This is a genomic window from Proteus sp. G3927 (genome assembly GCF_963894685.1).
Classification (GTDB): Bacteria; Pseudomonadota; Gammaproteobacteria; order Enterobacterales; family Enterobacteriaceae; genus Proteus; species Proteus mirabilis.
This window is the reverse complement of sequence record NZ_CAWQGX010000027.1, coordinates 270757-285736: the sequence shown is the minus strand read 5'-3', so window position 1 is coordinate 285736 and position 14980 is coordinate 270757. Positions and strand designations below refer to the sequence as shown.

The following is a 14980-nucleotide window of genomic DNA, read 5'->3' as shown; positions in this document are numbered from 1 at the left end:
TACAAGCTAATAGCTTGTTAATATAGTGAGAGTGTTTTTGTTAAACTTTTTAAACACCGAAAGAGAATGTTAATACGGCCTCACCAATAAAATCGAGTCCATTACTAATATCTATCGCTTTTTTAGCTAGCTTATCACGAGAAAGAATGAATGTATGAGATGATATTCCTGGTATAAATTTTGTGGTAAAGATTTCACCTGAGACTAATTTAAGAGATGCGGCTGATACATCCTCTTGTTGCTCTGATGTCCACCCATGAATATTATTTTTAACTAAGACAGATACCCCTACTTCAGCTGTTTTAGGTGTTGCTCGGCTTATAAAAGCCGTTTTTCCGTCAACAGTTGCATCTTTCCAATTAAAAAATGAAGCCCCAACAGCTTTATCTGGGTTGGCTTTATCAACTAAGCGAAACCAAGCACTATCAAAACTAGTATTATAATCAAGATCTACATCACCATATGTGTCAGTAGGTATAAAAGTCAAATAAGTTTTAGCATCACATTCAATACTGATGCTTGTTTCTGGTTTCATATCCACATATTGATAGTTTGAAGATTGTGGTATCAAGCTTGGCGATATGCGGCCATAGTCAAAGACAACTTCTGTATTGTTAGAACTATTGATTGTACAAGTTGGCGGTTTTATATCCCCATTGATCTGTAATTGAGCTGAAGGTGTTACAGCCAGTGCTGATGTTGATATAGCCGTAAATAAGGTAAAATAGAGAAAATTCTTTTTCATTTTACGCTTCCTTTCCGAGAGTGAGTAATGAATTATTAAGTTAGAGGATCACATGATATCCCTTTTAAATTATTATTTAAGTTTTAAAATTAAATATTTTCTTTTATTTTAGTCTATTTGATCAAATAATGATGCGATTGAAGTATATTTATTAAATAGTGTCTAATTAAAGCAATCATAAAATGTTTACTTTTAAGTAAAGCGTAGAGTGATTGTTAAAAATATTGTTATAAAAAGTATAATCATTTCGTTAATGGGGATGTTTTTATTTCTGTATATTTTAATAATGAGCAATAAATTTTTTAACGTTTTTTGATTTTATATTTAGTGGGGTATCAAAAAGAGATTATTAATAATGGCTTACTTATAATGTTATATTTATTACTCATTTTGTTTAAATGTTAAACGCCAAAATTAAATGTAATAGTAGCTTGACCTATATAATCTAAATTCTTCAGGAATATCTATATTTTATTTAGAGGTTTTTTAATTGATTTATATATCAATAAATTACATTACTTTCTGCTCCTCTAGTTTCTAAAATTACACTAAAGTTTTTTCCATGTGTTAGCTTTATTTTCTACAAACAAATCTGAAACTGTAAATGTTAAAAAAGTATCTACATTACAGGATGTTTTAATATCGCTACGTTGAGAGCCTAATGCATACTTAGCATTTTCAGGAATAATTGATAGTGCATGTTGGTGGCTTGATATCTCGATTAATTTGTAACTTAGCTGAAGGTATCTGGTAAAACTTGATGATATAATGGGTCAGCAAGGAAAAATAGAGAAATTTTTCTTCATTATATCCTAATATCGAAAATGATAATTTAGCTATTGATAGCCTAATCATGATATCTTTATTTTATCTATTTATGACTATCTTTAATCTATTCTAATTTTGCTTATTATAATTAAAAATTATTGATAAATTATTTTTATGTTTTATTTGGATAGGGAAATTTGTATATGTATCTTTATGTTTTTTTATTTCTTGATATAAAATGGATAAAAATAACAAATAAAATAGCGTATTTTTTATATAGATAGATACTTTAAGGTAAGAAAATTCTTAGCTTGATTATTGCGAATTACTTCTTTTTGAACTATGTAACTATAGGTATTGTGCATAAAAAACAATCTAAAATATTTTTGTCAATGGGGCATAGTTAGCTCTATTGGGTAAAAATAAATCCCGAATGTTCTTATAAGATTAAAAACGAATAACAGTATCACTTATCGCCTATTGACAGTATTATATGTAAAGATGATGAATAGTGACCTATGCTCTGATTATCATAGGACAGTTAGCGGAGAACATTATGAAGTATCGCCTGTGCGGTGTTGCTCTTTTAGTAGCTTTACTTTCAGGATGTGCAAGCACACCTAACAATGGTGACAGTCGTTCTGATCCCTTGGAAGGGTTTAACCGCCAGATGTTTAATTTTAACTATTATGTTTTAGATCCTTACGTATTACGACCTGTAGCCGTAGTATGGCGTGATTATGTTCCACCACCAGCACGTAATGGACTATCGAATTTCTTAGGTAACCTTGAAGAGCCAGCAAGTATGCTAAATAGCATCTTACGTGGAGATTTTGAAAAAGGGGCTAAGCATTTCGGACGTTTTTGGATCAATACCGTATTTGGTATTGGTGGTTTAATCGATGTTGCAGGAATGTCTAGAGAATCAATGGAAAAAGAAGTTCCTGTAAGGTTTGGTAGTACGTTAGGGCATTATGGTGTGGGATATGGCCCTTATGTGGTATTACCGGGCTATGGCAGCTTTACAGTGCGAGAAGAGGGGGGCGATTGGGCTGATGCCACCTATCCAGTACTGAGTTACCTCACTTTCTGGATGTCTGCGGGTAAATGGGCCCTTGAAGGTATTGAAACGCGAGCTCAATTATTAGATTCAGATGCAATTTTACAAAACTCATCTGATCCATATTTAATGATGCGTGAAGCCTATTTCCAAAAAAATGATTTCGATGCTAATGGCGGGAAAACAGGTGAAAATCCAAACGCAAAAGCGATTGAAGATGATTTAGATTCTATCGATTAATCTGTTTATCTGGTTGTTTAAATAAAAAATGGTCTTTTTTAAGACCATTTTTTGTATTTAAAGTAGCAAATCAGCTTAGAAGCGATAGTTAAAGTTCATACCGTATAACCATGCTTTACCTGATGATTCAAATTCATAAGCCGGCAATGGTAAGCTTTCAGATAGCTTCTCTTTAATCGTCACTTTCTTACCGTGCATATAGGCTAAACCAACATCCACAGACATATCTTTATTAAATGCGTAGGTTGCCCCTGCACTTAACCAGAAGCGATCTTGGTCAGGGATCGAGATAGAGCGTTTATCCGCAGGAACAGGACTATCATCAAAGGCAATACCGGTGCGGAATGTCCAATTATCATCATGGTAATAAGTGGTTCCTAATGCAATACGCCATGCATCACGGAAGCCTTCTTCTTTGTTGAAGAGTTGTTGACCATCACTTTTACGTGTTGCTCTTAACTCTTTAAACTCACTCCAACTGGTATAAGCTAAATTATAATGGACAGCCCATTTAGGGGCGACACGGTGGTAAGCGGCAAATTCCCAAATCTCCGGTAGGTTAAGGTCTAATTTACCTTTGATGGTGTCTCCATTAGTACCAATCACTCCCATACCTTCTAGTGCGGGTAATGAGCGGATATCACTTTGATAATCACCATCTTTAAATTTCACTTTTACTTTAGAGCGATAAGTGAAGCTAATACGGTTATCTTCATCAAACTCATATAATAAACCGGCGTTCCAGCCAAAGCCCCAAGCATCCCCTTTTAATTGTGCAAAGCGATCACTTGGCGATAAGCTTGATAAATAACGGCCTAATCCCTGATAGTTAGGATCTGGATGTTGAGATAAGGTACCACCCAATAGCTTACCGGCTTCACCTACATGGCGGGTAATTTCAGCATCAGCATAGAGCGCATTTAAGCCTAAACCGACACTAAATTGTTTATTAACTCGATAACCTGCACTTAAATTTAAGTTCATGGTTTTTAAATCAGTTTTTCCGCCAATTAAACCTGCTGGGTAATCTTTTTTAAAGTCGGTAGCTAAACCAAAGTTAGTGGTACCTGATGCACCAATTGCCCATTTATCGTTGATAGGCGCAACAAAGTGAATATTGGGGACTAAAGCACTTGGGGCGATATCGCCGGCATTAGTGCTGGCGCCAGAGAGTGGGGATTTACCTTTAATATCAACACTGGGATTAATATGGATAGCACCGACGGAAAACTCAGGACGATCAAACATGGTCAATGCGGCAGGGTTTCGACTACCTACACTCGCATCATCTGCAATAACGCCTTCTCCTGAAAAAGCACGACCTAGTGCTGAAGTTGAATATTCATTTAACTGAAAACCGGCAGCGCTTGCATAAGAGGAAAGTGTTCCTACAATGGCAGCGAGAGCTGTGCGAGTAAACAGGTTTTTACGGTTCATGACCTAAACCCTCATAATTTTTTTAAATAAGTAACTTCTGATTAGAAGCGCTGGATTTTAGGTGCGGTTGTCGCTATGACAAATCAGACCAGTTGCTTAAGTATAAAGATGAATAGTGGTGATGTTGCAAGTTTGTTTTATATATATTTCCAATTTGATTTAAAATTTGGGATTTAGTTAACATTAATTTTACATTAAATGCCAATAAAGATGGTTTTGTTTATTAAACAAACAGTAAAATCAATTTTTTTTGTAAAATTGTAGGTTAATTTGAGCTAACGCAGGTTATTTTATTTTTTTGCTATTATGATAGATAATTAACACTTCTTTTGTTGGGAGACTAAAATGGCAGACGCAATTAATCGTTGTAATGCAGAAGAAACAGCTGCTTGTTGTTGTGTTGATGTTGGTACTATTATCGACAACAAAAATTGTACCGCATCTTATCAGCACGTTTTTGCCGATAAGGCTCAAGCTGAAGCGATGTTAAATGAGCTAACAGCTAAAGCTAATGCCACTGCATCTGAACCTTGCCAAATTAAACATCAATTTGCTGATGTCGAAGGTGGCGTTCAATTAACCGCTGATTTTACTTTCTCTTGTGAAGCAGAAAATCTGATCTTCCAATTAGGATTACGTTAATCCTTTGAAATTAAACTTCTTCAAGGCTATTGAAATTCAGTAGCCTTTTTTATTTTTTATCATTATTTATTCCTTCCTTTTATTGTTTTCTTCGAGTTACAGCTAATTGAATGAAATAATGAGCGCTAACTCCCACTTCTTATAAAATGATGTTTCTGATAAGTGAAAATTTTGTTAACTCTATTAATCAGGTCAGACCTCTTTGGTGTTAGGAATTCATTTTGTCAGGAGTCGTTATGAAGTCATCAGCGAGCAGTACCATAAAAGATCGTGTTGCGATTGTCAGTGGATTGCGTCTCCCATTTGCTAAACAAGCAACCGCTTATCGGGGGATCCCTGCGGTTGAGCTGGGGCGCTCGGTTGTACAAGAATTAGTGATCCGTAATGAAATTCCTCCTGAAATTATTGATCAACTGGTGTTTGGTCAAGTAGTACAAATGCCTGCCGCACCGAATATTGCCCGCGAAATTGTACTTGGCGCAGGGCTAAGTGTAAAAACAGATGCTTATAGTGTAACCCGTGCTTGTGCAACGAGTTTTCAGGCTATTGCTAATGTGGCTGAAAGTATGTTGGCAGGTCATGTTTCAGTGGGTATTGCTGGTGGCGCAGATTCATCTTCTGTATTACCGATTGGCGTGAGTAAAAAATTAGCCGATGTCTTACTCAGTTTAAGTAAAGCGAAAACATTAGGGCAACGGCTTAGTTATTTAAGTCAACTACGCTTTGGTGATCTGCTACCCGTTGCACCCGCAGTGGCTGAGTATTCCACAGGTTTACGTATGGGGGATACTGCTGAGCAGATGGCTAAGACTCATCATATTTCAAGAGTTGCGCAAGATGAATTAGCGCATCGCTCTCATCAATTAGCGGCCAAAGCGTGGGAAATGGGAAAATTAAATGACGAAGTTATGACGGCATTTTTCCCACCCTATAAATCAGGTTTTCATCAAGATAATAATATCCGAAAAAATTCTGTACTTGATTCTTACGCAAAATTGAAGCCCGCCTTTGATAGGCGCCACGGTAGTGTGACAGCGGCTAATAGTACGCCTCTTACGGATGGTGCTGCTGCTGTGCTAATGATGAAAGAGTCTGTTGCCAAAAGTTTAGGCTATCAACCTTTAGGTTATCTACGTAGTTATGCTTTTACCGCCATTGATGTCTGGAAAGATATGTTGCTGGGGCCTTCTTATGCGACTCCGTTAGCACTATCAAGAGCCGGTCTTACTTTGAGTGATTTAACACTAATAGATATGCATGAAGCTTTCGCTGCTCAAACGTTGAGTAACTTAACCTTATTTGCAAGTGATAAATTTGCTCAAGAGCAACTCGGACTGTCAAAAGCAATAGGCGAAGTTGATATGGATAAATTCAATGTTCTTGGTGGCTCTATTGCTTATGGACACCCCTTTGCTGCAACAGGGGCGAGAATGGTGACTCAAACATTACATGAACTGAAACGCCGAGGTGGTGGCTTTGGTTTAACAACAGCTTGTGCTGCGGGCGGATTGGGTGCAGCGATGATTTTGGAGGTGGAATAATGGCGACTCAACAAAGGATACAAACCTCATCTGAGAAATCACCGGTATTCCAGTTTTCAGTACGTCCCGATAAGGTCGGAATTATCACCATTAATGTTGTAGATGAAAAGGTCAATACACTGAAAGCTGCTTTTGTTGAACAGTTTCAAAATGTATTAAAACAGGCTCAGCAACATTCAGGTGTAAAAGGATTAATTATCACCTCAGGTAAACCTGATAATTTTATTGCTGGTGCTGATATATCAATGATTGCAGATTGCAAAACCAAAGAAGAGGCCACCGCATTAGCAAAAGCAGGACAAGATCTTTTTACTCAATTAGAAAATTATCCTTTGCCTGTCGTCGCAGCCATCAATGGCGCCTGTTTAGGTGGAGGATTAGAACTAGCATTAGCCTGCCATGGGCGAATTTGCTCCGATAACAGTAAAACACGTTTAGGCCTTCCGGAAGTTCAATTAGGATTACTACCAGGTTCGGGGGGAACCCAAAGATTACCACGTTTAATAGGGGTTACGACCGCCTTAGATATGATCTTAACTGGGCGACAAATTAATGCCAAACGGGCTTTCAAGCTTGGCTTAGTCGATGACGTTGTGCCACAAGCTATTTTATTAGATGTTGCAGCCCAATGGATTTTAACAGCTAAAAAAGCTGCTAAAAAACAGACTATTATGGAGCGTTTTTGGGCAAATACCACATTAGGAAGGAATATCCTCTTTGATCAAGCTAAAAAGCGCACTTTAGCTAAAACCAAAGGTCATTACCCAGCGGCAGAGCGTATTCTTCATGTTATTGAACGAGGCTTAGAGAAAGATATTCAAACAGGTTTTAAAGAAGAAGCTAATGCGTTTGGTGAATTAGCCATGACCCCGGTTTCATCTGCATTACGGCATCTCTTTTTTGCCTCAACAGTATTGAAAAATGAAACAGGATCATCTGCAAAGCCAGATAACTTACACCATATAGGTATTTTAGGTGGGGGGTTAATGGGGGGCGGTATTGCTTTTGTGACAGCAACAAAAGGTAATTTACCCGTTAGAATTAAAGATATTAGTGATAAAGGTATTGCGCAGGCACTTAACTATAGTTGGAAAGCGTTATCAACTAAGGTCAAGAAAAAACGGCTCTCTGCTCGTGAACGCCAAAGACAAATGGGGTTATTATCAGGGACATTGGATTATAGCGGTTTCCATCAAACTGACCTTATTGTCGAAGCTGTTTTTGAAGATTTGGCTTTAAAGCAAAAAATGGTGGCTGATATTGAAGCCTTAGGTGAAGGTAAGATCATCTTTGCTTCAAATACTTCTTCTCTTCCTATCCATAAAATTGCTGAAAAAGCACAATATCCAGAAAAAATAATTGGGCTGCACTATTTTAGTCCCGTTGAAAAAATGCCCTTAGTTGAAGTGATCCCTCATGAAAAAACGGATGCTAAGACAATCGCCACAACCGTTGCTTTTGCTAAAAAACAAGGCAAAGTTGCCATTGTGGTAGGAGATAAACCCGGTTTTTATGTCAATCGAATTCTCGCCCCTTATATTAGTGAAGCCTTAACCTGTTTGGTTGAAGGGGAAACGATAGAGAATATTGACAAAGCATTAGTTCAATTTGGCTTTCCAGTCGGCCCCATTCAACTTTTAGATGAAGTGGGAATTGATATTGGTACTAAAATAACGCCTATTTTAGTCAATGAGTTTGGTGAGCGTTTTGCATCTCCTTCTGCGGTGGATGCGGTTATTGCGGATGACAGAAAAGGGCGTAAAAACGGTCGTGGTTTTTATCTCTATAATCAGCATGCCTTACCTTTCTCTTTAGGAAAAAATAAAAAGCGTGCAGATCCGATGATTTATCGCTTATTACAGGTTAAACCTAAAAATCAGTTATCGGCTTCAGAAATAACCGAACGTTGTTTATTGCTTATGCTTAATGAAGCAGTTCGTTGTTTAGATGAAAACATTATTCAACAACCTAGGGATGGTGATATTGGTGCTGTTTTCGGTATTGGTTTTCCTCCCTTCTTTGGTGGACCATTCCGGTATATAGATAGTATGGGAACAACAAAAATAGTCGATAAGCTTAATCAATTAACTGAAAAATACGGTGAAAAGTTCCAGCCATGTGAGCGATTAGCGGCAATGGCCAAGTTAAATGAACGATTCTATAGCTAACTATCTATTCTATAATGTAATGAGTAGAAATGATGATTAAGGCGCTTATGCGCCTTTTTTTGTATCTGTATAGTTGAGGTGCAGTTCACACATTGGGCGAGGGTTTACGGCATTTTTCGCTAAATTAAGCGCTGATTAAACAAGGTTTTATTATTAATGAAAAATCGGCTCATAAATGTTAATGATAGCTGAGTGAAAAGTGTTTTTGGGGGATAATAAATGCCAATGGTATATTCTAAAGACAGTTTGTTTTAATAAGAGATTAAATATAATTTTTTGGTGTTAAAATATACCAAATAGAGCAAATTTACTGGCTAAAATAGCGTATTATTTGTTTGGGGCTTTTGGTTAAGACTAGATATTTGTTATTCTTACTTGCTTTATGTATTGATACCCTTAGAAATGATAACAACAAAATAGGTTTATATTGATTATGCAAATTTTTATTATGCGCCACGGTGAGGCTACTTTTGATGCGCCCAGTGATGCACTACGATCTTTAACAGAGCGTGGTGAATATGAATCATTAACCATGGCGAATTGGATGACACAGCAAGATCAAAGTATTGATTATGTTTTAGTTAGTCCTTATTTGCGGGCACAACAAACACTGAATGTTGTGCAACAAGGCTTAGTATTACCCGCTAAGATAGAAACCGATGAAGGGCTTATTCCTGGGGGCAATCCTGATCATATTGCTCATTATTTAAGGGCATTAGGGGAAGTGGGATATCACAATATTCTAGTTATATCACATCTACCTTTAGTGGGGTATGTCGTGGCAGAGCTTTGTCCAACAGTGAGTGCACCGATGTTTTCTACCTCAACGATTGCTTGTGTTGATTTTGATTTATCAACAGGCTCGGGGAAATTGCTGTGGCAAGTCTCCCCAGCAAACTTAAAACAAATTACCGAATAAAGTCTATATGTTATTTATATTGTTCTGATTTATTCGGTGATGTTAACGACGCGCAATATCATCATTTTCGACTAACAGTAATAGTGCAGCATCACCTCCCCACTCTTTTGGTGCTTGATGAAAAGCAATAATATCAGGGTGTTGAGCTAACCAAAGAGGGGTTTGCTGTTTTAAAATATGTTTACCATGCCCATGCATAATACAGGCACAATACACATGCTCTCTTCTACAGGCCGCGATTAAGGCACCAATTTCTTGTTTGGCGATTAATTGTGTTAATCCATGTAAATCTAAAAAAAACTCTGGTACATAATCACCACGACGCAATTTTTTTAGCTCGTACGCATTTGCCCCTTCTCTTAAATAACGCATCGGGCCTTCTGTTGCCAAGTTAGGTTGAAACTCATCGGAGAAATAGTAAGAAGCATCTATTTGCTCTTGCTGTAATCGCTCTGTTGGATAATGAGTCACTTTTTTTCGCGGTGTTTGGTGGCGTATTTTATCTTGTGGGAGCTTTTTGGTGCCTTTTATCATCTCCTGAAATAATTCTATTTCTGAAGGAGGTAATATGAATTTTTTGTTCATTTTTAGCGTTCTTCATCATTGCTATCATCTATATCTATAAATAATAGTACCTTAAATATAAGGGGAGATAAAAAACTATTGTTAAATAGATGAAACAAAAAAGGCAGGGGGGATCCCTGCCAAAATAGTCACATAGCTAGCAAATAGATTAATTAGTGCCCTGATGTTTCTGCACGTCGACAAGCTTCAAATAAGAACCAAGTACGACGCTCTGTTTCATCGATCCAATTTTCAATTAAGCTTGCGGTAGAAATATCGTTATTTTCATCACAGACAACATGTGCTTTTCTCAGTTCTGCTGCAAGTAATTGATTATCTTGACATAGCTCAGCTAACATATCTAAAGGTTCAACAAATTCAGCATCATTATCTTTAATACGTTGCATTTTTGAGATCTGGCCTATAGAGCGTAATGTCATGCCACCAATTTTACGTACACGCTCGGCAATAGGATCTGTCATGGCAAAGAGCTGATCACCTTGTTCATCTAACATTAGATGATAGTCACGAAAATGAGGACCGCTCACATGCCAGTGGAAGTTCTTTGTTTTTAGATATAAAGCAAACACATCCGCAAGAATAGCATTCATCGCTGCACTAACTTCTTTTGTTGCTTTAGGTGCTAAATCTGTAGGGGTAGATAGAGGACGGGTTTGGAGTTTATGTGCATCATTAACTTCAGCAGGGGTTAGTTTTTTACTGCTCATTTTCATCTCCTAATAAATCGAAAAAGTATTATTGAGAGAACAACATCGTAAACAGAACAACCAATTGCAGAACAAGATGTTATTGATATTACTGACTGTTCAGTTCAATAATAAATCACATGTAAATAAGTATGGATCGATTTCTTATAATTACTAGTTAAAGTGATAAATATAATTATTTGTTCTGGTTTTTTGTTTGTTGTTAGTTGATTGTATGGTTATTGTGTGATTGTTTTGGTTTATCTGGCTAATATTGAATTTGTTTCGTTATAAAGATAAAACGAGATGAATTTAATAATATTGCCTTTTTTTATTATCTAACGCTGATTTATCACGATCTTCATGGCAAACTACAGACTTTCTATTTCGTCAGATCCGTCAGAGGACAACAGTTTTGGATATCACAGCAAAAGAAGAAGCCGTAGCTGATTTAAGCACGATCTTAGATATGTTACGTTGGGCTATGAGTCAGTTTAATTCATCAGATATTTATTATGGTCATGGTACGGATAACGCATGGGATGAAGCGTTACAGCTTGTTCTACCTACACTGGCTCTTCCTTTAGATATTCCTGATGCTCTTTTATCAACCAAACTTACAACCTCTGAAAAAATGGAAATCATTCAACTTATTGAGGTTCGTATTGAACAAAAAATTCCTGTGCCTTATTTAACGCATCGAGCGTGGTTTTGTGGACATGAATTTTATGTTGATGAACGTGTCTTGATCCCTCGTTCTCCCATTGGTGAATTGATTAATAACCATTTTGCTGGACTGATTGGGCAAGAGCCAACCCGTATCCTTGATTTATGTACTGGCAGTGGATGTATTGCTATTGCTTGCGCCCATGAATTTCAAGAAGCAGAAGTCGATGCAGTCGATATTTCAGCTGATGCGTTAGAAGTTGCCGAGTTTAATATTGAAAATCATGGTTTAATTCATCGTGTTTATCCAATGCAATCTGATCTCTTTGAGGCAATTGTTCCTACACCATACGATATTATCGTGACGAATCCACCTTACGTTGATGCTGAAGATATGGGGGACTTGCCTGATGAATACCATATCGAACCCGAACTCGCATTGGCTTCTGGTGTGGATGGCTTAGATATCACCAGACAAATTTTACTAAAAGCGCCTGATTATTTAAGCGAAAAAGGCATTCTTGTCTGTGAAGTCGGTAATAGCATGGTGCATCTTATCGAACAATTTCCTGAAGTTCCTTTTACTTGGCTTGAGTTTGAAAAGGGAGGCATTGGCGTCTTTATGTTAACGCGTGAGCAACTTGTCGAATTTTCAGATAGCTTTGCTAGCGATAAACGTTGATGTCAATGTGATGAAACGGTAGATTGTTATGGTTGCAAATAACATATTAATAACATCACACAGTCAGTCATAAGATAGGAATTGAGGGATGGCGGGAAACAGTATCGGGCAATTATTTAGAGTAACCACTTTTGGTGAGTCTCATGGCACAGCGTTAGGTTGCATTGTGGATGGTGTTCCTCCCGGACTACCTTTAACGCAAGCGGATCTACAAGTTGATTTAGATAGACGTAAACCGGGAACTTCACGTTATACCACACAACGTAGAGAGCCTGATCAAGTGCGTATTTTATCGGGTGTTTTTAATGGTGTAACAACGGGAACCAGTATTGGATTATTAATAGAAAATACGGATCAGCGCTCTCAAGATTATAGCGAAATTAAAGATGTATTCCGCCCAGGGCATGCAGACTACACCTATGAACAGAAATATGGTTTACGTGATTATCGTGGCGGGGGACGCTCTTCTGCTCGAGAAACCGCCATGCGTGTCGCAGCGGGTGCTATTGCCAAAAAATACCTTAAACAAAAATTTGGTATTGAAGTAAAAGGTTACTTATCTCAATTAGGGCCGATTAGTTGTGAGTTAGTTGATTGGTCAATTGTAGAAACCAACCCATTCTTTTGCCCAGATCCTTCTCGCCTAGATGCCCTTGATGAATATATGCGAGCGCTAAAAAAAGAGGGTAATTCTATAGGTGCCAAAGTTACCGTGGTTGCAGAAGGTGTACCTGCAGGATTAGGCGAACCCGTTTTTGATAGACTTGATGCCGATTTGGCTCATGCGTTAATGAGCATCAACGCAGTAAAAGGCGTTGAAATCGGAGATGGTTTTGATGTGGTGACCTTAAAAGGGACTGAAAACCGCGATGAAATTACCAAAGAAGGTTTTAGCAGTAATCACGCGGGAGGGGTATTAGGTGGCATTAGTAGTGGTCAACCTATTATTGCACATATTGCTTTAAAGCCGACTTCAAGTATTACTATTGCAGGCAAGACGCTTAATCGACAAGGTGAAGAAGTCGATATGATCACTAAAGGGCGACATGATCCGTGTGTCGGTATCCGAGCTGTTCCTATTGCAGAAGCTATGATGGCTATTGTGTTACTTGATCATGCGTTACGTCAACGGGGTCAATGTGGTGATGTTATTCCTCCATTAATGCAATGGTGATCTTAGCTTAAATCAATAATACAGCGAATAATCTGTAGTAAGTTTGCTATGAGTTTTTAAAGGTGTGAGCGCCTTATTATTCTATGCTCAGATAGTGTTACTGTTTTTATTTAAAATAGTCAAATAAATCAGTAACACACGCCCCCTCATTTCTGATAATTCGGATAGATAAATGGATTGGCTATTTTCAGATGGCATCTACCTTCTACTCTTTTTTGTTGCTGTATTAGCAGGCTTTATTGACTCTATTGCTGGCGGTGGTGGCTTGATCACTATTCCTGCCTTGCTCTCTGCGGGAATATCACCCGTACAAGCGTTGGCAACAAATAAGCTTCAATCAGTGGGCGGTTCTTTTTCAGCCACACTCTATTTTATTCGTCGTCGCGTCATTGATTTAAAAGCACAGCGCTTTGCCATTTTTATGACTTTTATTGGTGCTGTTTCTGGTGCGATGTTAGTACAATTTATTAATCCTGAATTACTAAAACAAGCGCTACCTGTTCTTACTATCGCAATCGGTCTCTATTTTTTATTAACACCATCTATTGGAGCTAAGGATAGTAAGCAACGTCTTGGCTATTATACTTTCGGGGTTATTATTGGCGGTGGTATTGGCTTTTATGATGGTGTTTTTGGTCCTGGAACGGGATCTTTTTTCGCTTTAGGTTATGTCATGTTACTTGGTTATAATCTCTCAAAGGCGACAGCACATGCTAAATTACTCAATTTCACCTCTAATTTTGGCTCTTTGCTATTTTTTATTCTTGGTGGACAGGTAATTTGGACCATAGGTTTAGTTATGTTATGCGGGCAGTTTATTGGTGCTCGCTTAGGTGCAGGGTTGGTGTTAACCAAAGGACAAAAATTAATTAGACCAATGCTGGTCATTATCTCCTTTTTGATGAGCATCAAACTCATTCATGACAATCATGGTGATACTATTGCACTTTGGTTTTCTGCACTTTTTAATTAGGAAAGATAATTTTTAAATGTCAGCACATCATTATCAGCAGTTAATTGATATTTTTAATCAATGTTTTAGCGATAGTTACCAAACACGTTTAGTTAAAGGTGATAACGAGCCAATTTATTTGCCTAAGAGTGAAGAGATACCTTATCACCAAATCATTTTCGCACATGGATTTTACGCGAGTGCATTACATGAAATATCGCATTGGTGTATTGCTGGGGACGCGCGTCGTCAGCAGGTTGATTATGGTTATTGGTATTGTCCTGATGGGCGAGATCAAGTGACTCAAGAGCAGTTTGAACGAGTTGAAATCAAGCCTCAAGCTCTTGACTGGTTATTCTGCCAAGCAGCCAATTATCCATTTAACGTGAGTTGCGATAATTTAGACGGGGATTTTGAGCCAGACCGTTACCAGTTTAGAAACAAGGTGAGAGAGCAAGTATTAGCTTATTTGCGCGATAAAAATATCCCGCCACGTGCACAGCTATTTATTAATGCGTTACATTTGTTTTACAATACACCTGAGTTAACGCCGGAGCAATTTCCTTATCAGGAAAATCCCCTCGTTAATTAAGGATGACGAGATAAACTATCCTCGTCTATCCACTGCGCAGGTTTTAGTAAACCAATAAAGCCTGAGGTAATAAGGTTGCTATTGAAACATCGAGTGACTTAAATCTGATAGCAACATTATATA

At 37.7% G+C, this 14980-nt stretch carries 13 protein-coding genes; 9 read left to right on the top strand and 4 right to left on the bottom strand.

The window, feature by feature from the left end; translation table 11 throughout:
* Window positions 1-49: 49 nt before the first annotated feature.
* A complete protein-coding gene (locus tag AACV00_RS10795) occupies window positions 50-745 on the bottom strand; it encodes a fimbrial protein (protein ID WP_049217248.1) in 696 nt (231 codons plus the stop codon).
* A 1324-nt stretch (window positions 746-2069) separates the two neighbouring features.
* On the opposite strand from AACV00_RS10795, the gene mlaA reads away from it, so the two are divergent.
* Window positions 2070-2813: a phospholipid-binding lipoprotein MlaA gene (gene mlaA, locus AACV00_RS10790; protein ID WP_004248410.1), complete on the top strand. Its 744-nt coding sequence runs from the start codon at window positions 2070-2072 to the stop codon at window positions 2811-2813.
* 75 nt (window positions 2814-2888) lie between these two features.
* On the opposite strand, the gene fadL is transcribed toward mlaA, so the two are convergent.
* Window positions 2889-4250, bottom strand: coding sequence for a long-chain fatty acid transporter FadL (fadL, locus tag AACV00_RS10785; RefSeq protein ID WP_049203534.1), 1362 nt, complete (start codon window positions 4248-4250; stop codon window positions 2889-2891).
* A 345-nt stretch (window positions 4251-4595) separates the two neighbouring features.
* On the opposite strand from fadL, the gene AACV00_RS10780 reads away from it, so the two are divergent.
* The 4 genes from AACV00_RS10780 to sixA all read left to right on the top strand — a co-directional run bounded on the left by AACV00_RS10780 (window position 4596) and on the right by sixA (window position 9520).
* Complete coding sequence (locus AACV00_RS10780) at window positions 4596-4892, top strand: YfcZ/YiiS family protein (RefSeq protein ID WP_004243769.1); 297 nt, start codon at window positions 4596-4598, stop codon at window positions 4890-4892.
* 236 nt (window positions 4893-5128) lie between these two features.
* Complete coding sequence (gene fadI / locus AACV00_RS10775) at window positions 5129-6433, top strand: acetyl-CoA C-acyltransferase FadI (protein WP_161680430.1); 1305 nt, start codon at window positions 5129-5131, stop codon at window positions 6431-6433.
* Window positions 6433-8601, top strand: a complete 2169-nt coding sequence (fadJ, locus tag AACV00_RS10770) for a fatty acid oxidation complex subunit alpha FadJ (RefSeq protein WP_049217245.1) — start codon at window positions 6433-6435, stop codon at window positions 8599-8601. Before fadI ends, fadJ begins: the two co-directional genes overlap by 1 nt.
* A 433-nt stretch (window positions 8602-9034) precedes the next feature.
* Entirely contained in the window at window positions 9035-9520 is a 486-nt protein-coding gene (gene sixA, locus AACV00_RS10765; protein WP_049199331.1) for a phosphohistidine phosphatase SixA, read from the top strand.
* A 42-nt stretch (window positions 9521-9562) separates the two neighbouring features.
* Here sixA and smrB read toward each other — a convergent pair whose 3' ends face one another.
* Together smrB and AACV00_RS10755 are read right to left on the bottom strand one after the other, a co-directional pair.
* The gene (gene smrB / locus AACV00_RS10760) at window positions 9563-10105 is read right to left on the bottom strand and encodes an endonuclease SmrB (protein WP_004243759.1); all 543 of its coding nucleotides are present in this window, start codon (window positions 10103-10105) and stop codon (window positions 9563-9565) included.
* 152 nt (window positions 10106-10257) lie between these two features.
* Window positions 10258-10812, bottom strand: a complete 555-nt coding sequence (locus AACV00_RS10755) for a Dps family protein (RefSeq protein WP_004250672.1) — start codon at window positions 10810-10812, stop codon at window positions 10258-10260.
* A 448-nt stretch (window positions 10813-11260) separates the two neighbouring features.
* Between AACV00_RS10755 and prmB the strand changes: the two genes are divergently transcribed.
* From prmB to AACV00_RS10735, 4 genes are all read left to right on the top strand, one after another.
* Entirely contained in the window at window positions 11261-12139 is an 879-nt protein-coding gene (gene prmB, locus AACV00_RS10750) for a 50S ribosomal protein L3 N(5)-glutamine methyltransferase (RefSeq protein WP_046334445.1), read from the top strand.
* An 88-nt stretch (window positions 12140-12227) separates the two neighbouring features.
* Complete coding sequence (gene aroC / locus AACV00_RS10745; RefSeq protein ID WP_004243753.1) at window positions 12228-13313, top strand: chorismate synthase; 1086 nt, start codon at window positions 12228-12230, stop codon at window positions 13311-13313.
* A gap of 172 nt (window positions 13314-13485) precedes the next feature.
* Window positions 13486-14286 (top strand): sulfite exporter TauE/SafE family protein, encoded by an 801-nt coding sequence (locus tag AACV00_RS10740; RefSeq protein ID WP_004243750.1) that lies wholly within the window; start codon window positions 13486-13488, stop codon window positions 14284-14286.
* Window positions 14287-14302: 16 nt separating this feature from the next.
* A complete protein-coding gene (locus AACV00_RS10735) occupies window positions 14303-14857 on the top strand; it encodes an elongation factor P hydroxylase (protein ID WP_004243749.1) in 555 nt (184 codons plus the stop codon).
* The last annotated feature ends 123 nt before the right edge of the window (window positions 14858-14980 follow it).

Excerpts from the sequence above, each read along its gene's own strand:
- AACV00_RS10780 (WP_004243769.1), top strand. The coding sequence starts at position 4,596 with ATGGCAGACGCAATTAATCGTTGTAATGCAGAAGAAACAGCTGCTTGT.
- AACV00_RS10795 (WP_049217248.1), bottom strand. The coding sequence starts at position 745 with ATGAAAAAGAATTTTCTCTATTTTACCTTATTTACGGCTATATCAACA.
- fadJ (WP_049217245.1), top strand. The coding sequence starts at position 6,433 with ATGGCGACTCAACAAAGGATACAAACCTCATCTGAGAAATCACCGGTA.
- sixA (WP_049199331.1), top strand. The coding sequence starts at position 9,035 with ATGCAAATTTTTATTATGCGCCACGGTGAGGCTACTTTTGATGCGCCC.
- fadL (WP_049203534.1), bottom strand. The coding sequence starts at position 4,250 with ATGAACCGTAAAAACCTGTTTACTCGCACAGCTCTCGCTGCCATTGTA.
- AACV00_RS10755 (WP_004250672.1), bottom strand. The coding sequence starts at position 10,812 with ATGAGCAGTAAAAAACTAACCCCTGCTGAAGTTAATGATGCACATAAA.
- smrB (WP_004243759.1), bottom strand. The coding sequence starts at position 10,105 with ATGAACAAAAAATTCATATTACCTCCTTCAGAAATAGAATTATTTCAG.
- AACV00_RS10740 (WP_004243750.1), top strand. The coding sequence starts at position 13,486 with ATGGATTGGCTATTTTCAGATGGCATCTACCTTCTACTCTTTTTTGTT.
- aroC (WP_004243753.1), top strand. The coding sequence starts at position 12,228 with ATGGCGGGAAACAGTATCGGGCAATTATTTAGAGTAACCACTTTTGGT.
- AACV00_RS10735 (WP_004243749.1), top strand. The coding sequence starts at position 14,303 with ATGTCAGCACATCATTATCAGCAGTTAATTGATATTTTTAATCAATGT.
- prmB (WP_046334445.1), top strand. The coding sequence starts at position 11,261 with ATGTTACGTTGGGCTATGAGTCAGTTTAATTCATCAGATATTTATTAT.
- fadI (WP_161680430.1), top strand. The coding sequence starts at position 5,129 with ATGAAGTCATCAGCGAGCAGTACCATAAAAGATCGTGTTGCGATTGTC.
- mlaA (WP_004248410.1), top strand. The coding sequence starts at position 2,070 with ATGAAGTATCGCCTGTGCGGTGTTGCTCTTTTAGTAGCTTTACTTTCA.